This is a genomic window from Candidatus Mycobacterium wuenschmannii (assembly GCF_030252325.1).
GTDB classification, from domain to species: Bacteria; Actinomycetota; Actinomycetes; order Mycobacteriales; family Mycobacteriaceae; genus Mycobacterium; species Mycobacterium wuenschmannii.
This window is the reverse complement of sequence record NZ_CP126981.1, coordinates 1,568,184-1,584,292: the sequence shown is the minus strand read 5'-3', so window position 1 is coordinate 1,584,292 and position 16,109 is coordinate 1,568,184. Positions and strand designations below refer to the sequence as shown.

The following is a 16,109-nucleotide window of genomic DNA, read 5'->3' as shown; positions in this document are numbered from 1 at the left end:
ACCCGGCTAGGCGCGAGGTGACGTGCGATCAGTGGCATCTCCGCGCCACAACAGCGCGCAACGAGAACGACCGGCGGTTAGTGTCGTCCTGCTGAGCACGTGCTGAGCAGTCGCGGGGAGGTTCAGTGCAGGGCACGCAATTCGGGCGCTACCAACTTCAGACGTTGCTGGGTCGCGGCGGCATGGGGGAGGTGTGGCGGGCCCATGACACCGCCACCCATCGAGTCGTCGCGCTGAAGGTGTTGCCCGCGCACCTGGCCGACGACAACGTCTTTCAGGAGCGGTTCCGCCGCGAGGCGCAAGTGGCTGCCGCGCTGAACGAACCGCACATCGTGCCGATCCACAACTACGGCGAAATCGACGGGCGCCTCTATGTGGACATGCGCCTGATCGAGGGCCGCGATCTGGAGTCGGTGTTGAATGCCGGTCCGCTGGAGCCGAGGCGCGCGATCAAAATCGTCGACCAGGTCGCCTCGGCACTGCAGGCCGCCCATGCCGCCGGACTCGTCCACCGCGACGTCAAGCCGTCCAACGTCTTGGTGACCAACTCGGACTTCGCCTATCTGATCGACTTCGGGATCGCGCGGACCATCGGCGAAACCGGCTTGACGGCAACGGGTTCGGCGATCGGCACCTGGGCCTACATGGCGCCCGAGCGATTCGGCACCGGCCGGCCCGACGCCCGCTCGGACGTCTACGCGCTCACCTGCGTGCTGCACCAGACCCTGACCGGCGAGCGCCCCTTCCCCGGCGACAGCGTCGAACAACAGGTCGCGGGTCACCTGTCGACTCCGCCGCCGCGACCGTCGGTCGTCAAAAGCGGCCTACCGCACGCGATTGACGACGTCATCGCCCGTGGCATGGCGAAGGATCCAAACGAGCGGTTCGCCACGGCCAACGAGTTGAGCGACGCGGCACATACGGCCATCGAGGCGGCACCGCCATTTCAGGCTGAGCCACCGACGCAGCAGGCCGAGGTGGCGTCCGCGTTCGCCGCGACCCAGCAGCGCACGCCCGGTTACACCACTCCAGCGGCGGGCGCGCAGGTGCACGGCTTGATGTCGGCAAAGCCCAGTCGCCGTTCGTTGTTGCGGCCGCGCGTCGTCGTGCCCGCCGTGGCGGTCGTCGCGGCGTTGGTGGCCGGAGCGGTATGGGTGTCTGTGCAGGACGGGCGCCCCGCGCCTCCCACCCGCACGCATCCGGCGGCTTCTCGCGCACCGACCGGACCTCGGTTCGACGGCGTTTACATCGCCAATTTCTCGGCGCAAAAGAGCTTTTCGGGCAAGGCGCAAAAGGGCAACGTTCCGAGCCAGAAGTGGCTGCTGCGCTCCTCGTGCAGTGGCAATCGTTGTATCGCAACGGCATCAGAGGTGGGGCCGGGTGGCTACACCCCGTCACTCATCTTCGACTATGTCGACGGCCGGTGGCTGGCCGTGGCCGAGGGAGACTCCGCGAATGAGTGTTCCGGCGGCGATCCGAGTCCTCGATGGGTTGTCGTCTCGGTGAAGGGCAACAGCGACACGCTCACCGGCACCTACAGCACGGACGGTGAGACGGGCTGCGGGCGGCGATCGACAGTCACGTTCACCCGCAGCGGCGATGCGCACCAAAGCCTGGTCGAGGACCCGTCCAAACTTCCAGCGCGGGTGGCGTCGCCGGCGTCGGCACTGCGCGGTCGCTACCACTCCGAGACTACGAATCCTGGTGGAAGTCAGCACGATTACATCGCTGCAACCGATTGCCTCCGATCGGGCAAACGCTGTCTGTCTTCCTTCACCGATTCCAAGGACGGATCGTCGCGGCATTTCAACTTCGCCGACGACAAGTGGACCCGGCACTCGACCTCGGACACGAAGTGCAAGAACGGGACTCCGCAACACAACGAGTGGGCGATCGAGGGTGGACTTCCGCAGCCGCCACAGGATCCGATCGCGGTATGGAAGATCGGTGAGCACCTTGAAATGACGGGCGGCTGCTCCGGCTCTCGGGACTACGAGTCGACTTTCACCCGCACGGGCGACTGAACCGCCGAACGTACAGCGAGTTCACAGCCTGATCAAAGGACCTGGCTGAGGTTCTCCTTTAGCGTTGGGTAACCCCTTCAGCATCAGGAGGCTCACGTGAGCAACTACCTCGTGACTATCGAGTTCGACGACGGAGCACGCGCGATCACGCAGTACACCTCACCCACTGACGTGAGAACCAAACTGGCGGAGGTCGTTCGGGATCTGACGGACGAGGACGGCATGGAGCACTTCCGCAGCGTGACCGTCACGCAAGCCGCTGCTTAGCCTCCCAGCGGCGCGGACAGCAATGCCAGGGCGCCGGCGGTGGCCTCGTCCGCCGTGCTCTGCCGGCCGGTCGCGCGGGCGGTGACGAAAGCCCCTTCGACGACGGCGATCAGGGCGGCGGCCGTTTGCTTCGGGTCCAGTTGGGGCAGTAGCGAACCGTCGAGCTGCCCGTCTCGAACCGCTTGCTCCACCACAGATTCCAATTCGACAAACACCGACCCCAGGCTTTCCCGCAGCTCTGCCTCCGCCAAAATGCCTGCGTCGTAAGCGAAGCCGCCGACTCGGCAACCATCGAGCGCCTCGTTCGCCGATCCGAGAAACGCGGCTAATCGATCCCGTCCCGTCGGTTGCCCGTCCATAGCCGCGCGCACCGCGTCCAGCACGTCGCGGCCATTCGCCTCGACGACTTCGCGACCGAGTTCGGGCTTGGTGGGGAAGTGGTGATAGAAGCTGCCCTGGCTCACCCCGGAGTCGGCCATAACCTGCCGCGGACTGGTCGTCGAGTAGCCGTGATGCCAGAACATCCGCTTCGCCGAGTCGACGATCTTCTGCCTGCTATCCATCTCGCGAATGGTACCAGCAAACAAACCTACCTCTAGGGTTGCCAACATACCTGGAGGTAGGTATGTTGACTGAACGTCGCCGAAATATTCGAGAAGGAGTCCTGCCATGACCACCGCGCCATCCGTTCCCGCCGTGCACTACAAAGTCGAGAATCTCGACGGATTCGAGCTGTTCTATCGTGAGGCCGGCCCGGCCGACGCCCCGGTTGTGCTACTGCTGCACGGCTTTCCGACGTCGTCGCACATGTTCAGAAACCTGATCCCGTACCTCGCGGACCGTTTCCACGTCATCGCCCCGGACCTGCCCGGCTTCGGACAGAGCGCCGCCCCGGATCACACGGAGTTCTCCTACACGTTCGACTCGGCCGCACAACTGGTGCAGAAGCTGCTGACCAAGCTCGGTATCAGCAGGTACGCGGTTAACGTCTTCGACTACGGCGCCCCGACCGCATGGCGGCTCGCACTCGCTGACCCCGACGCCGTCACCGCCCTGGTCGTGCAGAACGGCAACGCCTATGACGAAGGCCTCGACAACGACTTCTGGGCCCCCATCAAGGACTACTGGGCCGACCCGAGCGCGGCGAACCGCGATGCGCTGCGCAAGCTCGTCACCGCCGACCTGACCAAGTTCCAGTACACCGACGGCATGGCCAACCCCGGGCGCATCTCGCCCGACAACTGGGTGATCGATCAGGCGCTGCTGGACCGCCCGGGCAACGACGAGATCCAGATGGACTACTTCCTGGACTATGGGACCAATCCCGCGCTCTACCCGGCGGTGCAGCAGTGGCTGCGCGACAGGCAGCCACCCACGCTGATCGTCTGGGGCGCAAACGATGTGATCTTCCCGGCCGACGGCGCCCACCCATACAAGCGTGACGTGCAGGAGATCGAGTTCCACCTCTTCGACAGCGGGCACTTCCTGCTCGAGGACCGCCCCGACGAGGTCTTCCCGCTGATCTACGACTTCTTGACGCGAAAGCTCGGCTAGCCCGAAAGGCGTTGTCCCTAGGCGCGGCGCTTCGACATCCGCGCCGGGGGCAGCACTTCGCCCTGACAGCCGCGTCGACAGGTTGCCGTCTGAGCTACCGGCGGCAGGGGGCGGCCTCCCTGAGCGAACGCTCGCTTGACGAGGACGTCCACTGGGCCGCCGCACAGGTCGCACACGTCTTCTTCGATCCAAAAACTTGCCGACATGGCTGCTGGCTCCCGCTTGCTGGCCTGTTTGTTCAGGTTACAACCGCCAGATACGCATCGTGCGAAAGGAACTCGGCGCGGCGTGCTCTGACAACCTTGCTGAACGGTCAGGACAGTTGGGCGGTGAACGAGTAACTGGCGTCGGCCGTCTGCGCATCGATTCGTAGATCGTATTTTCCCGGTGCAAGTGTCAGCGGCCCGATCGGCTGGCAGCCGTCCAGAATGCCGCGCCCACCAGAACCCCCGTCTGCGTCGAGGACTTGCCAGACGAAGCCAGGCATCTGGGTGCATCCGGCGGCCGGAGTAAACGTCCATTGCTGGCCGGGGCTCACGGTGAAGCCGATGTGGTGGCGGGTCGCGGCGACAACCCGGCCGGCATTGATCCCCGTTGTGCTCAACTCCTGGCGCTGATCTCCGGGCGTTGGTTGCCAGTTGATCCGGTACTGGCCCTCGCCGCTGATCACCAGCTGGTAGGCCGCCGTCGTGGCGAACGCGACGCGTCCGAGGTTCGTGCAACCGTCGACGCGACCGACCGGATCCGCGAGCGATCCGGACGAGTCGACCGCCTTGACGCCGTAGGTGAGTCCTTTGCCGCTGGGCGTGCATTCGCTCCGGATATCGGCGACGTCGCCGGCGTTCGCGTTGAACGTGTACGCGACTTCCTTTGCGGCGTTGACGGTTCCGCTCACGGTTTTGCCGGAGCCGAAGTCGTTCGCGCTGGACTGCGGCAAACCGCCCGCCTGGCCGGCGACCAGCTTGACCGACACGTCCTGGGCGACGACCGCCGCCATCTGAGCCAGCACCGGATTGCCGGTGACCGTGAGGTCCAGGACGCAGGCGCTGAGCAGGCCGGCGGGAACCGATCCGGCGCCCTGGCAGATCGAGCGAGCCTGGGTGGTGTCGCCGAGTTGCGGTTCGCCGGCGGGAAACGCGCGGTCCGTGAAGGTATCGGTCGATTCACCGGTTGCGTACGGAAATAGGCTGTCTGCCTGACTGATTCGCCATGCGTCGCCGAATTCGGACCGGATGTCGGCCTGGCTCGCATCGGGCGCGATGCGGCGACCGTCCGGGCGGGTCAGGTCGTCGGCGGGGTCGGCGTTGAAGTTGCCCAGGAGACCTTGCGGCTGAGCGACTTTCGCCGACACGGACGGGTCGAAGGAAATACGAAGGCCCCACCAGCCCGCATCGTTGACGCGAAGCTCCGAACCCTCCGCCCACCGCAGGACGTAAGCGCGCCCAGTGGAGTCGGTCGCCGCGGCGGCTGAGAGGGTCAGCCCGCCGCCGAGATCCCGCAGTGCGCCGTCATCGAGCGTGATCGTCTCGGTCTTGCCTTGCGCGAAGGAGCTGATGGTCAAGACGCCTTTACTGCTGACGAACGCCACCCGTCGGTCGCTGCTGCCGGCGGCCACCCCCGACACCAGTGCCGCCACCTTGGACTCGGGAACCGCAGTGGTGCGGACTTGCACGCGGGGCGCGGCGGGGTCGGCTGAGTGAAACGCGGTGAATTCGCCGACCTGCTGCAAGTCGTACAGGAGCCCGTCGGTCGTGGCGAGGTGCGGATCGCCAAAGACCGAATTGGTCGATTTCTTCTTGGATCCGCCCGGCGGGTGGTTCTTCTTGCAGTCGTCAAAGGTGCCGGGTCCGAACGGCGTGCCGTGATAACTCAGTTGCGGCGGCAGACCGAAAGATGCCCGGTAGGCATTCTGCGCGGCGACGGCGCGCCACTCCGCCTTGGCAATTCCCTTGCCGGGGCCGGTACCTTTCGCGCTGCAGCTGTCGTCGAGAAAGGAGTCCGGGAGTTTGTCGACGTCGTCGGCGGCGTGCTGCAACTCGTGGTAGAGCGCCTCGCACGGCGTCGAGGTGACGCCGTCTTTGGTGATGTCGTGGGTCGGATCCCAGAAGATCTGGATGCCGTCCGCGTCGTCGCGGGTCCCGGTTCCCGCGCCGTTGGTCGGCACGCGCGTGGTGATGATCTTGACCGGGGGCGTGCCGGGACCGTTCAATCGGCCCCACAGGCCGGAGGGGTCATGGCCTGCCGCATACAGCTTGCCGCACAACGCAATTCCGTTAGCCGATCCGGTATCCGCGATGATGTCGGCCCGCGAGCGCTGCGGGAGGGCCAGCGAGCCGATCGCGACGCACACGGCTAGCGCGGTGGCGAGTCGGCGAATCACTTCGTCACCTGGAACTCGGCGGTGGCGGACGTGCCCGCGACCGGACACATCGGCGGAAGGTCGGGCCGTTGTACGCCGGTGACGGCCACGAGTTGCGCTGTCACGCGGTATTTACCGGGCTGGTCCAGGAGCCAGCCGACGAGTCGGGCGTCGTCGGTGGCGGTCTGCCGTGACGTGCGAAGAATGGGCGATCCGTGCGACGAGATTTCGACGTCCAGCGGTACCGAGATCGACTCGCCCGGTGCGACGCTGCGCAGGCTCTGGGCGACCACTTCCGCCAGTCCGCCCAACAGGGATTCGCGGCCTGGTCGTCCGATCACCGCCACCCCGTCGCGCTGCACGGACACCACTTCCACCGAACCGTCGGCGATCGACGGCAGCGAGCAGGCCTGAGTTCCGTTGTTGCGCAATGCGATCGTCAGCTTCGGCGCGGTGTCGACCGGATAACTCGGCTGGGCCGCCCGGAGTTCGGCGCCGACCGGCGAAGGGGCGGGCGGCGTCGCATTGCGGTGGCATCCCGCGACAACGGACGCGACGGCGAGCACCGCACAGATCTGTCGGCTTCCGGCCACGGGGCACCTCCTGCGCAAATGCTAGGTGTTCGCGGCCCTACGGCGGTCGGTTTCCAACGTCAGGGCGGACCGGCAGGCCCCGGCTGGCAGCGCGGGCACCACCACGTGCGTCGGCGCTCGGGGTCGTTGGAGATCTCGGCAACCACCTGAACCGTTGTGCCGCAACGCAGACACGGTCGGTCTGCGCGGCCGGACACCCAGTGCTGCTCACTCTTGCGCTTGATGCCGGTCGTCACCTGCATCGCGCCGGGAACGGTGGCCGAGTGGCGCAGCGCTCGTGCGCCGAGCTCGAGCAGCGCGGGAATGTCGACCGACTCGACGGGAGTCCACGGATTGTGTCCACGCAGAAAACAGATCTCGTTGGCCCAGAGATTCCCGAAGCCTGCGACGCAGCGCTGATCGAGCAGCGCGGCGACCAACGGCCGGTCGGGTTCGGCAGCCAGCCGGCGGGCGGCCTCGTCGATGTCCCAGTCGTCGCGCAGCGGGTCCGGCCCGAGATGGCCGACGACGTCGTGTTCGTCGCGGGTGCGCAGCAATTCGACGACAGGGATCTTGACGCCGTATGCCGCCGGGCCGTCGGTCCGCAGCACCACCCGCACGTCGAGCATCACCGCTTTGGGCAGCCAACGTCCGGCGTCCGACACGGTCCACGAACCCTGCATCAGCAGATGCGTATGCAATGTCAGGTCGTCCGAGAAGCGGGTCAGCAGATGCTTGCCGTGCGTGACGTGCTCGAGCACGGTCAGGCCGGCCAGGTCTGCCGTCGCGTGGGCAGGCACCCGCAACTCGCCTTGGGTCAGCACGCGGCCGCGCAGTGCGGCGTTCAGGCGTCTTGCCAGTGCGTAGACGGTATCGCCTTCGGGCATACATCCCATCGTCCACGACAAGGAATCAAAATCGGACCTAATACTTCTGGCCCGTTGCGGGTATCTATACCGGCAGCGCGCCGCCAGCCCATCAGGCGCTGCTGCTCAACAAGGAGGCTTCGATGACGGAGAAGTACACGACCACCGATGGCGGCGCCCCCGCGCCCAGCGACAAGCAATCGCTGACCGTCGGGCCGGACGGCCCGATCCTGCTGCAGGATCATTACCTGATCGAGCAGATGGCGCAGTTCAATCGGGAGCGCATCCCGGAGCGCCAGCCGCACGCCAAGGGCGGCGGAGCGTTTGGTCACTTCGAGGTGACCAACGACGTCAGCAAGTACACCAAGGCGGCCGTCTTTCAACCCGGCACCAAGACCGACACGCTGATCCGGTTCTCGACCGTCGCCGGCGAGCGCGGCAGTCCAGACACCTGGCGCGACCCGCGCGGATTCTCGTTGAAGTTCTATACGTCCGAGGGCAACTGGGACATGGTCGGCAACAACACGCCGGTGTTCTTCATGCGCGACCCGATGAAGTTCCAGCACTTCATTCGCAGCCAAAAGCGGATGCAGGCAACCAATTTGCGTGACCACAACATGCAGTGGGACTTCTGGACGCTGACGCCGGAGTCGGCGCACCAGGTGACGTGGCTGATGGGCGACCGCGGCATCCCCAAGAGCTGGCGACAGATGAACGGCTACAGCAGCCACACCTACAGCTGGATCAACGCGAGCGACGAGATCTTCTGGGTGAAGTACCACTTCATCAGCGACCAGGGCGTCGACTTCCTGACCCAAGAGGAAGGTGACCAACTCGCCGGCGAGGACGGCGACTACCACCAGCGTGACCTCTATGACGCGATCGAGGCCGGCAACTTTCCGAGTTGGACGCTGAAGATGCAGATCATGCCGTTCGATGAGGCAAAGACGTACCGATTCAACCCGTTCGACCTGACCAAGGTCTGGCCGCACGGCGACTACCCGCTGATCGACGTCGGCAAGTTGACGCTCGACCGCAACGTCACCGATTACCACACCGAGATCGAGCAGGCCGCGTTCGAGCCGAACAACATCGTGCCCGGCACGGGTCTGAGCCCCGACAAGATGCTGTTGGCCCGCGGCTTTTCCTACGCCGACGCGCACCGCGCCCGGTTGGGCACGAACTACAAGCAGATCCCGGTCAACTCGCCGCAGGTGGAGGTCAACAGCTACTCCAAGGACGGCGCGATGCGGATCAACAACGTCACCGACCCCGTCTACGCGCCGAACTCCTACGGCGGTCCGCACGCCGACCCAGCGCGGGCCTCCGAGATCCGTTGGCAGGCTGACGGTGAACTGATTCGCGCCGCGTACACGCTGCGGCCCGAGGACGACGATTGGGGACAGGCCGGCACGCTGGTGCGCGAAGTCCTCGACGACGATGCGCGAGACCGGTTGGTGCACAACATCGTCGGACACCTCTCCAAGGGCGTCAAGGAGCCGGTGCTGTCGCGGGCGTTCGAGTATTGGAACAACGTCGATCCCGACCTCGGGAAGAAGATCGAAGAGGAGTTTCGCTCGGACTAGCGCTGTTCGCCGGACGACGCTGCCAGTTGCTCGGCGGTGGGGCTCGGCCGGTCGTAGGCACTGTCGATCAGCGGTCGCTGCTGAGCATCGAGGTCGTCGGCGTCGGATCCGAACATCCGCTTCATTCCGTTGAGCGGTAAGCGCTGCGTCGGGATCAATATCGCGGTGATGTTGCCGCGCGTCGTCACCACGTTGGCCGGGTCGTCGAGATGGGCGTTGACGTAGTCGTGAATGGTGGCCGCGCCCATCTGGGCGTTCTGCAGGGCCAACTTGTAGTGCGGCGAGTCTTTCCGGGTGGGCGAGTCGCTCCAGCCGTCGTACTGACGGGCGACCAGGATGACGTGGTTCGCGATGTCCGGCGGAATGCCCTCGCCCTTCGACACCAGCTCGTCGTTGCGCGCGAACGTGTCGCCCAGCAAGACGAACCGAACGCCCGCCGGCGGTGTGTTGTGTGCCAGGTACAGCGAAATGACCTGTGCGCCAAGGCTGAAGCCGGCCACTGTGTCACCGGGATGCATTGCGGTGCCGACCAGCGCCGCCACGCCCTTGTCATTGTGTAAACCGTCCGCCGGGTAGGGCACTTTCGCGCATGGGCACAGGCTGCCGCCCAGCTGCTTCTGCGTGACCGAGAAGTTCATCGGCCCGATCGAGTCGTAGTCGAACGGCTCGACGGTGTAGGTCACGCCATCGGCATGAGCGATGACCGGGGCGACGACGGTGTTGCACCCCGTGGCCGCGATGACGCTCGCCAACGCCGCCAAGCGTTGTGCCAACTTCGTCATTGCACTCGGTCCGCTCGTAGAGAATCGTCCACTGTGAGGGCAAACTACCCTCGACCACGCCCAAACGGTGGCACAACGTGAGCACATGGAGGATGCGATGGCAGGTCGGTTGACGGGCAAGGTCGCCGTCGTCAGCGGTGGAGCGCGCGGCATGGGCGCCTCGCACGTGGCGGCGCTGGTCGCCGAGGGCGCCAAGGTGGTGTTCGGCGACATCCTCGACTCCGAAGGTGAGGCTGTCGCCAAAGACGTTGGGGCAGAAGCGCGTTACGTGCATCTCGACGTCACGCAGGCCGACGACTGGCAGCGGGTGGTCGCCACCGCGATCGACGAATTCGGTGGCGTCGACATCCTGGTCAACAACGCCGGCATCATCAACGTCGGCATCATCGAGGAATACGACCTGTCGGAGTGGCAACGCATTCTCGACATCAACCTCACCGGCGTGTTCCTCGGTATCCGCGCCGTCACCCCCACGATGAAGGCCGCCGGGCGAGGATCGATCATCAACATCTCCTCCATCGAGGGCATGGCCGGGACCATCGCCTGTCACGGCTACACCGCCACCAAGTTCGCCGTGCGCGGCCTGACGAAGTCCACCGCTCTCGAATTGGGGCCCAGCGGAATTCGGGTGAACTCGATCCACCCCGGGCTGATCAAGACGCCGATGACCGAATGGGTGCCCGACGACATCTTCCAGACCGCCCTGGGCCGCGCGGCGGAGCCCCGGGAGGTGTCCAGCCTGGTGATCTACCTGGCCAGCGACGAGTCGAGCTATTCGACAGGATCGGAATTCGTGGTCGACGGCGGTTGCACGGCGGGGCTGGGACACAAGGATTTCTCCGCCGTCGACACCGGACAGCAGCCCGAATGGGTCACCTAGGCTCCAAATAGGTTGCCAGCGCGTTGGTTAACCCTCGGCGCGCCTCGTCGAGGTCGGCGTACGAGCCGAGCTGACGCTCGGACACCAGGCCCCGCATTGCACCGGGAATCAGCGCCGCCACCTCCCGCACGCGCTGCGGGTCGACGCCCAGGCCGGCGAAGGCGCGCTGACAGGTCTCCTGCCAACTCTTGCCCCACGAGAACAACTCGGCCGCCGTGCGCGGAAACAACCGCTCCAGTTCGTCGGGCTCACGGGGGAGAGCGGCCCGCAGATTTTCGATCGCACGCGAATCCTGCGACGCCAGGCCGTGATACAGCGTGTCGATGATCGCGGCGACCCGCTCGCGTAGCGGCGCTTCGGGCTCGGCACTGGTGAACGCGGCCATCGTCGCATCCCGTTTCTCCGCGGTGCGATGCAGCACCGCCGCCCAGAATCCGTCGACGTCGCCGAACTGATATTGCACGGCGCCCCAGGTGGCGCCGCTCTCCTTGGCGATGCGACTGGCCGACACGGCACCCGGATCGCCGGAGGCCAGTGAGCGCACCGCGGCGTCCAGCATCGCCTCGCGGGTCGCGAGTCCGCGCTTGTTGCTGCGACGCTGCTGCTGCACCTCGGCGGGAGCCATGAACTGGATGGTAGCGCATTTTCATAGCACCCTCTATGATCTCGCTCATGGCCAAACCGCCACTGCCGATGAAGCCGACCGGCTGGTTTCAGGTCGCCTGGTCTGACGAGATCGGTGTCGGCGACGTTCACAAGATGACGTACTTCGGCCAGGAAATGGTCGCGTGGCGGGCCGAATCCGGGGCGCTGACCGTGATGAACGCCTACTGCGAACACCTCGGCGCGCACCTGGGCTTCGGCGGGACCGTCGTCGGCGAAATTCTGCAATGCCCCTTTCATGGCTGGCAGTGGAGCCGCGAGGGTCGCAACGTCTGCATCCCGTACCAAGACCGGCCCAACCGGGGTCGGCGGATCAAGACCTATCCGGTCGTCGAACGCAACGAGTCGGTCTACATCTGGCACGACGTCGAGGGCCGTGAACCGTACTTCGAGGCACCCGACATCTTCGCCGGCTTCGACGACGGCAGCAGTGCGGCCGACTACTACCCCCAGCAGCGGTTGTACCGCGAGCGACTCGAGATGCATCCGCAGTACGTGCTCGAAAACGGCGTCGACTTCGCGCATTTCAAGTATGTGCACAAGACGCCGATCGTGCCGGTCTTCACCCGCCACGACTTCGCCGCGCCGGTTTCCTTCGTCGACTTCACCATCACCTTCGAAGGCGACGACAACCAGAAGATCGAAGACATCGACAGCCGCGTCGAGGCGATCAACGGTGGACTGGGTATCGCGGTGACGAAAAGCTACGGAATGATCGACAACCGCACCATCTCGGCGATCACCCCGGTGGACGAGTCCACCTCCGACGTCCGGTTCATGGTCCACATCGGCCGCACACCCGGCAAGGACACCGAACGCGCCGAAACCAAAGCCCGTGAATTCGGGCAGGAAGTGATCCGCCAGTTCGAGCAGGACGTCGAAATCTGGCGCCATCAACGCTATTCGGACCCGCCCGCCCTGGCGACCGCCGAATACGAGGGCTTCACCGCCATCCGCACGTGGGCCAAACAGTTCTATCCCGACGGCATCGGTGGCAGCGCCGCCGAGGTCTACACCGCATCCCAGAAAGGCTGACCCGAATGACCGCACCGCTACGCGTGTTCCAAGTGGCCACCGGCAACGTCGGTTCGGAGATGATCAAACGCATTGCGTTACGACCGGACCTGGAATTGATTGGGGTGCACTGCTATTCGCCGGACAAGGTCGGCAAGGACACCGGCGAACTGGCCGGCATCGCACCGAACGGAGTCAAGGCCACCGGCAGCGTCGACGAGATCATCGCCGCCAAGCCGGACGTGATGACCTTTCACGGCGTCTTTCCCGACGAAGACCTGTACGTGAAAGTCCTTGAGGCCGGCATCAATATCGTCACCACCGCGGACTGGATCACGGGCTGGCACCGCGACACCAATCATCCGCACCCGTCCGGCAAGCCGGTGAGCAAGCTGCTGGCCGAGGCATGCGAGAAGGGCGGTGCCAGCTTCTACGGCACCGGGATGAATCCGGGGCTGAATCAGATTCTGGGCGTGGTGTGTTCGGCCGACGTCGCCGAGATCGAGAATGTCACCACCATCGAGTCGGTGGACGTGTCGTGTCACCACTCCAAGGACACCTGGATCGAGGTCGGCTACGGGTTACCCGTGGAGGACCCGTCGATCCCGTCCAAATTAGAGAAATACACGCGGGTGTTCGCCGACAGCGTGCTGATGATGGCCGACTGCTTCGACCTGACGCTGGACGAGGTGAAATTCAGCTACGAGTTGGGCGCCTGCACCAAGGACGTCGACCTGGGCTGGTACACGCTGCCCAAGGGATCGTTGGGCGGCAACTACATCAAATATCAGGGCATGGTCGACGGCGTGCCGCGCGTCGAGACCCATCTGGAATGGCAGATGACCCCACACACGGACCCGAGCTGGCACATCAAGGGCTGCTACATCACGCAGATCATGGGAGACCCGTGCGTTTACAACAAGCACATGATCTTCCCCAAACCCGGTGTCGACTTGTCCGACCCGGCGAACTTTGCGTCCATCGGGATGACGGTCACCGGCATGCCGGCATTGGCCGCCATCGCTGGCGTCGTTGCGGCGCCGCCCGGCCTGTTGACCAGCGCTGACCTGCCCCTACGCGGGTTCGCCGGTCGATTCAAGCGATGAGCGCCCAGCCCTGACACCACCCTGACGGCGAACGACGCCGCGGCCATCAGAGTTTGACAGCGACGTAACATTCCCGGAACCGATCGTCCCTAGTGTCAGCGACACCGAGCTGACCAATCTGGCGATAGGGACTCCATTGAGCGGCAATGCTGTACGCCTGCAGGCAATTACCAACGTCGAGGCGTACGTGCCTCCTGCGATCAGCTTCGACCCCGGCGAAGAGCCGGGTGAAATCTTCGGCTCGAACGTCTTCACCAAGGCCGAGATGCAGGCCCGCCTGCCCAAGGGGACCTACAAGTCCGTCGTCGCCACCATCGACAAGGGTGCCAAGCTCGACCCCGCCGTCGCCGACGCCGTCGCGGTGGCCATGAAGGACTGGGCGCTGGAAAAGGGCGCCACCCATTACGCGCACGTGTTCTACCCGATGACCGGGTTCACCGCCGAGAAGCACGACAGCTTCCTCGAACCGGTCTCCGACGGCCAGAGCCTCGCCGAATTCGCCGGCAAGACCCTGATCCAGGGCGAGCCCGACGCGTCCAGCTTCCCGTCCGGCGGGCTGCGCAGCACCTTCGAGGCCCGCGGCTACACCGGCTGGGACGCCACCAGCCCCGCCTACATCCTGGATAACCCGAACGGCAAGACGCTCTGTATTCCAACGATTTTCGTGTCGATGACCGGTGAGGCGCTGGACTACAAGACACCGCTGCTGCGCAGCCAGCAGGCGATGGGCGCCCAAGCCGAGCGCATCCTGAAGTTGTTCGGCCACAAGGACCTCAACCACGTCGTCTCGTTCTGCGGTCCCGAGCAGGAGTACTTCCTGATCGACCGGCACTTCTTCCTGTCCCGGCCCGATTTGATCAACGCCGGTCGCACCCTGTTCGGCGCGAAGCCGCCCAAGGGCCAGGAATTCGACGACCACTACTTCGGCGCCGTGCCGGAGCGGGTACTCGGCTTCATGATGGACACCGAGCGTGAGCTGTTCAAGCTCGGCATCCCGGCCAAGACCCGGCACAACGAGGTGGCGCCCGGCCAGTTCGAAATCGCACCGATGTTCGAGCGCGCCAACATCGCGTCCGATCACCAGCAGCTGTTGATGACGGTGTTCAAGACGATCGCCAAAAAGCACGGCATGGAGTGCCTGTTCCACGAGAAGCCGTTCGCCGGCGTCAACGGATCGGGCAAGCACGTCAACTTCTCGATGGGCAACGCCGAGCTGGGTTCGCTGCTGGTGCCCGGCGATACCCCGCACGAGAACGCGCAGTTCCTGGTGTTCTGCGCCGCGGTGATTCGCGCCGTGCACAAATTCGGTGGGCTGCTTCGGGTTTCGGTAGCCTCGGCGACCAACGACCACCGTCTCGGCGCCAACGAGGCGCCGCCGGCGATCATCTCGATCTTCCTCGGCGAGCAGCTCGCCGACGTGTTCGAGCAGATCGCCAAGGGGGCGGCCACATCGTCAAAGGGCAAGGGCACCATGATCATCGGTGTCGACACGCTGCCCAACCTGCCCACGGACGCGGGTGACCGCAACCGCACCAGCCCCTTTGCGTTCACCGGCAACCGGTTCGAGTTCCGGGCTCCCGGCTCCGGTCAGACGGTCGCGGTGCCGATGATCGTGCTCAACTCGATCATGGCCGATTCGTTCGATTACATGGCCACGATCCTCGAGCAGGCGGCAGCCGACGGTGAGGATTTCGACACCGCAGTGCAGAAACTGCTCACCGAGGTGATCACCGAGCACGGCGCGGTCGTGTTCAACGGCGACGGCTACAGCGACAACTGGCAGATCGAGGCCGCCGAGCGCGGACTGCCCAACCTCAAGACCACCCTGGACGCCATCCCGGAGCTGATCAAGCCGGATGCGATCGAGCTGTTCGAAAAGTACGGCGTGTTCAACGAGCGCGAGTTGCACAGCCGCTACGAGGTGCGCTTGGAGCAGTACGCGCTGACCATCGGGGTTGAGGCCAAGCTGGCGCTGGAGATCGGCAGCACGATCATCCTGCCCGCCGCGATCCGCTACCAGACCGAGCTCGCGCAGAACGTGCTTGCTTTGAAGGCGGCCGGCGTGCCACCGAGCATGACTGCGCTGGAAGCGGTTTCGGGTCAATTGGCCGAGCTGGAGTCCGGGCTCGCGGAGCTGAAGGCGGCATTGGCCGATCACTCCGCGGAGTCGGCGCTCGACGAGGCCAAGCACGCCCAGGAGAAACTGCTGCCGGCGATGACGGCGATCCGCACGGCGGCCGACGCTTTGGAAGGCGTTGTCGCCGACGATCTGTGGCCATTGCCCACTTACCAGGAAATGCTGTACATCCTCTGAGGCACCCAATCCCGTCGACCTATACTCTGGACTCGAAGTCTGTGCCCTGGTTGAGTCCGCAGCCGATGGCGAATTGCGAAGAATTTCGTGGGACATCGGTCGACGGCAACCCATTGTCTCGG

Annotated in this window: 14 protein-coding genes; 8 read left to right on the top strand and 6 right to left on the bottom strand. The window is 65.1% G+C overall.

Annotated elements, in window-relative coordinates; translation table 11 throughout:
* Positions 1-125 precede the first annotated feature (125 nt).
* Both PT015_RS07690 and PT015_RS07685 read left to right on the top strand, forming a co-directional pair.
* Positions 126-2,024 (top strand): serine/threonine-protein kinase, encoded by a 1,899-nt coding sequence (locus PT015_RS07690; RefSeq protein ID WP_285190040.1) that lies wholly within the window; start codon positions 126-128, stop codon positions 2,022-2,024.
* 96 nt (positions 2,025-2,120) lie between these two features.
* The gene (locus PT015_RS07685) at positions 2,121-2,291 is read left to right on the top strand and encodes a hypothetical protein (RefSeq protein WP_285190039.1); all 171 of its coding nucleotides are present in this window, start codon (positions 2,121-2,123) and stop codon (positions 2,289-2,291) included.
* Here the strand turns inward: PT015_RS07685 and PT015_RS07680 are convergent.
* Positions 2,288-2,854, bottom strand: a complete 567-nt coding sequence (locus PT015_RS07680; protein ID WP_285190038.1) for a TetR/AcrR family transcriptional regulator — start codon at positions 2,852-2,854, stop codon at positions 2,288-2,290. The genes PT015_RS07685 and PT015_RS07680 overlap by 4 nt on opposite strands.
* A gap of 106 nt (positions 2,855-2,960) precedes the next feature.
* Here PT015_RS07680 and PT015_RS07675 point away from each other — a divergent pair, with 106 nt between their 5' ends.
* Complete coding sequence (locus PT015_RS07675) at positions 2,961-3,845, top strand: alpha/beta fold hydrolase (RefSeq protein ID WP_285190037.1); 885 nt, start codon at positions 2,961-2,963, stop codon at positions 3,843-3,845.
* Positions 3,846-4,158: 313 nt separating this feature from the next.
* Here the strand turns inward: PT015_RS07675 and PT015_RS07670 are convergent, their stop codons facing one another.
* The 3 genes from PT015_RS07670 to PT015_RS07660 are packed head-to-tail and all read right to left on the bottom strand — an operon-like array spanning position 4,159 to position 7,663.
* Positions 4,159-6,225, bottom strand: coding sequence for a VWD domain-containing protein (locus tag PT015_RS07670; RefSeq protein ID WP_285190036.1), 2,067 nt, complete (start codon positions 6,223-6,225; stop codon positions 4,159-4,161).
* The gene (locus PT015_RS07665) at positions 6,222-6,797 is read right to left on the bottom strand and encodes a hypothetical protein (protein ID WP_285190035.1); all 576 of its coding nucleotides are present in this window, start codon (positions 6,795-6,797) and stop codon (positions 6,222-6,224) included. Before PT015_RS07665 ends, PT015_RS07670 begins: the two co-directional genes overlap by 4 nt.
* A gap of 59 nt (positions 6,798-6,856) precedes the next feature.
* Positions 6,857-7,663 (bottom strand): DNA-formamidopyrimidine glycosylase family protein, encoded by an 807-nt coding sequence (locus tag PT015_RS07660; protein WP_285190034.1) that lies wholly within the window; start codon positions 7,661-7,663, stop codon positions 6,857-6,859.
* Positions 7,664-7,785: 122 nt separating this feature from the next.
* On the opposite strand from PT015_RS07660, the gene PT015_RS07655 reads away from it, so the two are divergent.
* Positions 7,786-9,228, top strand: coding sequence for a catalase (locus tag PT015_RS07655; RefSeq protein WP_285190033.1), 1,443 nt, complete (start codon positions 7,786-7,788; stop codon positions 9,226-9,228).
* On the opposite strand, the gene PT015_RS07650 is transcribed toward PT015_RS07655, so the two are convergent.
* Complete coding sequence (locus PT015_RS07650) at positions 9,225-10,010, bottom strand: PE-PPE domain-containing protein (RefSeq protein ID WP_285190032.1); 786 nt, start codon at positions 10,008-10,010, stop codon at positions 9,225-9,227. The genes PT015_RS07655 and PT015_RS07650 overlap by 4 nt on opposite strands.
* Before the next feature lie 97 nt (positions 10,011-10,107).
* On the opposite strand from PT015_RS07650, the gene PT015_RS07645 reads away from it, so the two are divergent.
* Positions 10,108-10,890 carry a glucose 1-dehydrogenase gene (locus PT015_RS07645; protein ID WP_285190031.1) on the top strand — a complete coding sequence of 261 codons (783 nt, stop codon included), beginning with the start codon at positions 10,108-10,110 and terminating at the stop codon, positions 10,888-10,890.
* On the opposite strand, the gene PT015_RS07640 is transcribed toward PT015_RS07645, so the two are convergent.
* Positions 10,883-11,449 (bottom strand): TetR/AcrR family transcriptional regulator, encoded by a 567-nt coding sequence (locus tag PT015_RS07640; RefSeq protein ID WP_285190989.1) that lies wholly within the window; start codon positions 11,447-11,449, stop codon positions 10,883-10,885. The genes PT015_RS07645 and PT015_RS07640 overlap by 8 nt on opposite strands.
* Before the next feature lie 113 nt (positions 11,450-11,562).
* Between PT015_RS07640 and PT015_RS07635 the strand changes: the two genes are divergently transcribed.
* The 3 genes from PT015_RS07635 (at position 11,563) to PT015_RS07625 (ending at position 15,987) form a co-directional block, all read left to right on the top strand.
* Entirely contained in the window at positions 11,563-12,588 is a 1,026-nt protein-coding gene (locus PT015_RS07635) for a Rieske 2Fe-2S domain-containing protein (protein ID WP_285190030.1), read from the top strand.
* A gap of 5 nt (positions 12,589-12,593) precedes the next feature.
* Complete coding sequence (locus PT015_RS07630) at positions 12,594-13,673, top strand: NAD(P)H-dependent amine dehydrogenase family protein (RefSeq protein ID WP_285190029.1); 1,080 nt, start codon at positions 12,594-12,596, stop codon at positions 13,671-13,673.
* Between the two features lie 136 nt (positions 13,674-13,809).
* The gene (locus PT015_RS07625; protein WP_285190028.1) at positions 13,810-15,987 is read left to right on the top strand and encodes a glutamine synthetase III family protein; all 2,178 of its coding nucleotides are present in this window, start codon (positions 13,810-13,812) and stop codon (positions 15,985-15,987) included.
* The last annotated feature ends 122 nt before the right edge of the window (positions 15,988-16,109 follow it).

Bases quoted from the DNA above. Each gene is read 5' to 3' on its own strand.
- PT015_RS07680 (WP_285190038.1), bottom strand. From the start codon at position 2,854: ATGGATAGCAGGCAGAAGATCGTCGACTCGGCGAAGCGGATGTTCTGG.
- PT015_RS07675 (WP_285190037.1), top strand. From the start codon at position 2,961: ATGACCACCGCGCCATCCGTTCCCGCCGTGCACTACAAAGTCGAGAAT.
- PT015_RS07660 (WP_285190034.1), bottom strand. From the start codon at position 7,663: ATGCCCGAAGGCGATACCGTCTACGCACTGGCAAGACGCCTGAACGCC.
- PT015_RS07655 (WP_285190033.1), top strand. From the start codon at position 7,786: ATGACGGAGAAGTACACGACCACCGATGGCGGCGCCCCCGCGCCCAGC.
- PT015_RS07650 (WP_285190032.1), bottom strand. From the start codon at position 10,010: ATGACGAAGTTGGCACAACGCTTGGCGGCGTTGGCGAGCGTCATCGCG.
- PT015_RS07645 (WP_285190031.1), top strand. From the start codon at position 10,108: ATGGCAGGTCGGTTGACGGGCAAGGTCGCCGTCGTCAGCGGTGGAGCG.
- PT015_RS07640 (WP_285190989.1), bottom strand. From the start codon at position 11,449: ATGCTGGACGCCGCGGTGCGCTCACTGGCCTCCGGCGATCCGGGTGCC.
- PT015_RS07635 (WP_285190030.1), top strand. From the start codon at position 11,563: ATGGCCAAACCGCCACTGCCGATGAAGCCGACCGGCTGGTTTCAGGTC.
- PT015_RS07630 (WP_285190029.1), top strand. From the start codon at position 12,594: ATGACCGCACCGCTACGCGTGTTCCAAGTGGCCACCGGCAACGTCGGT.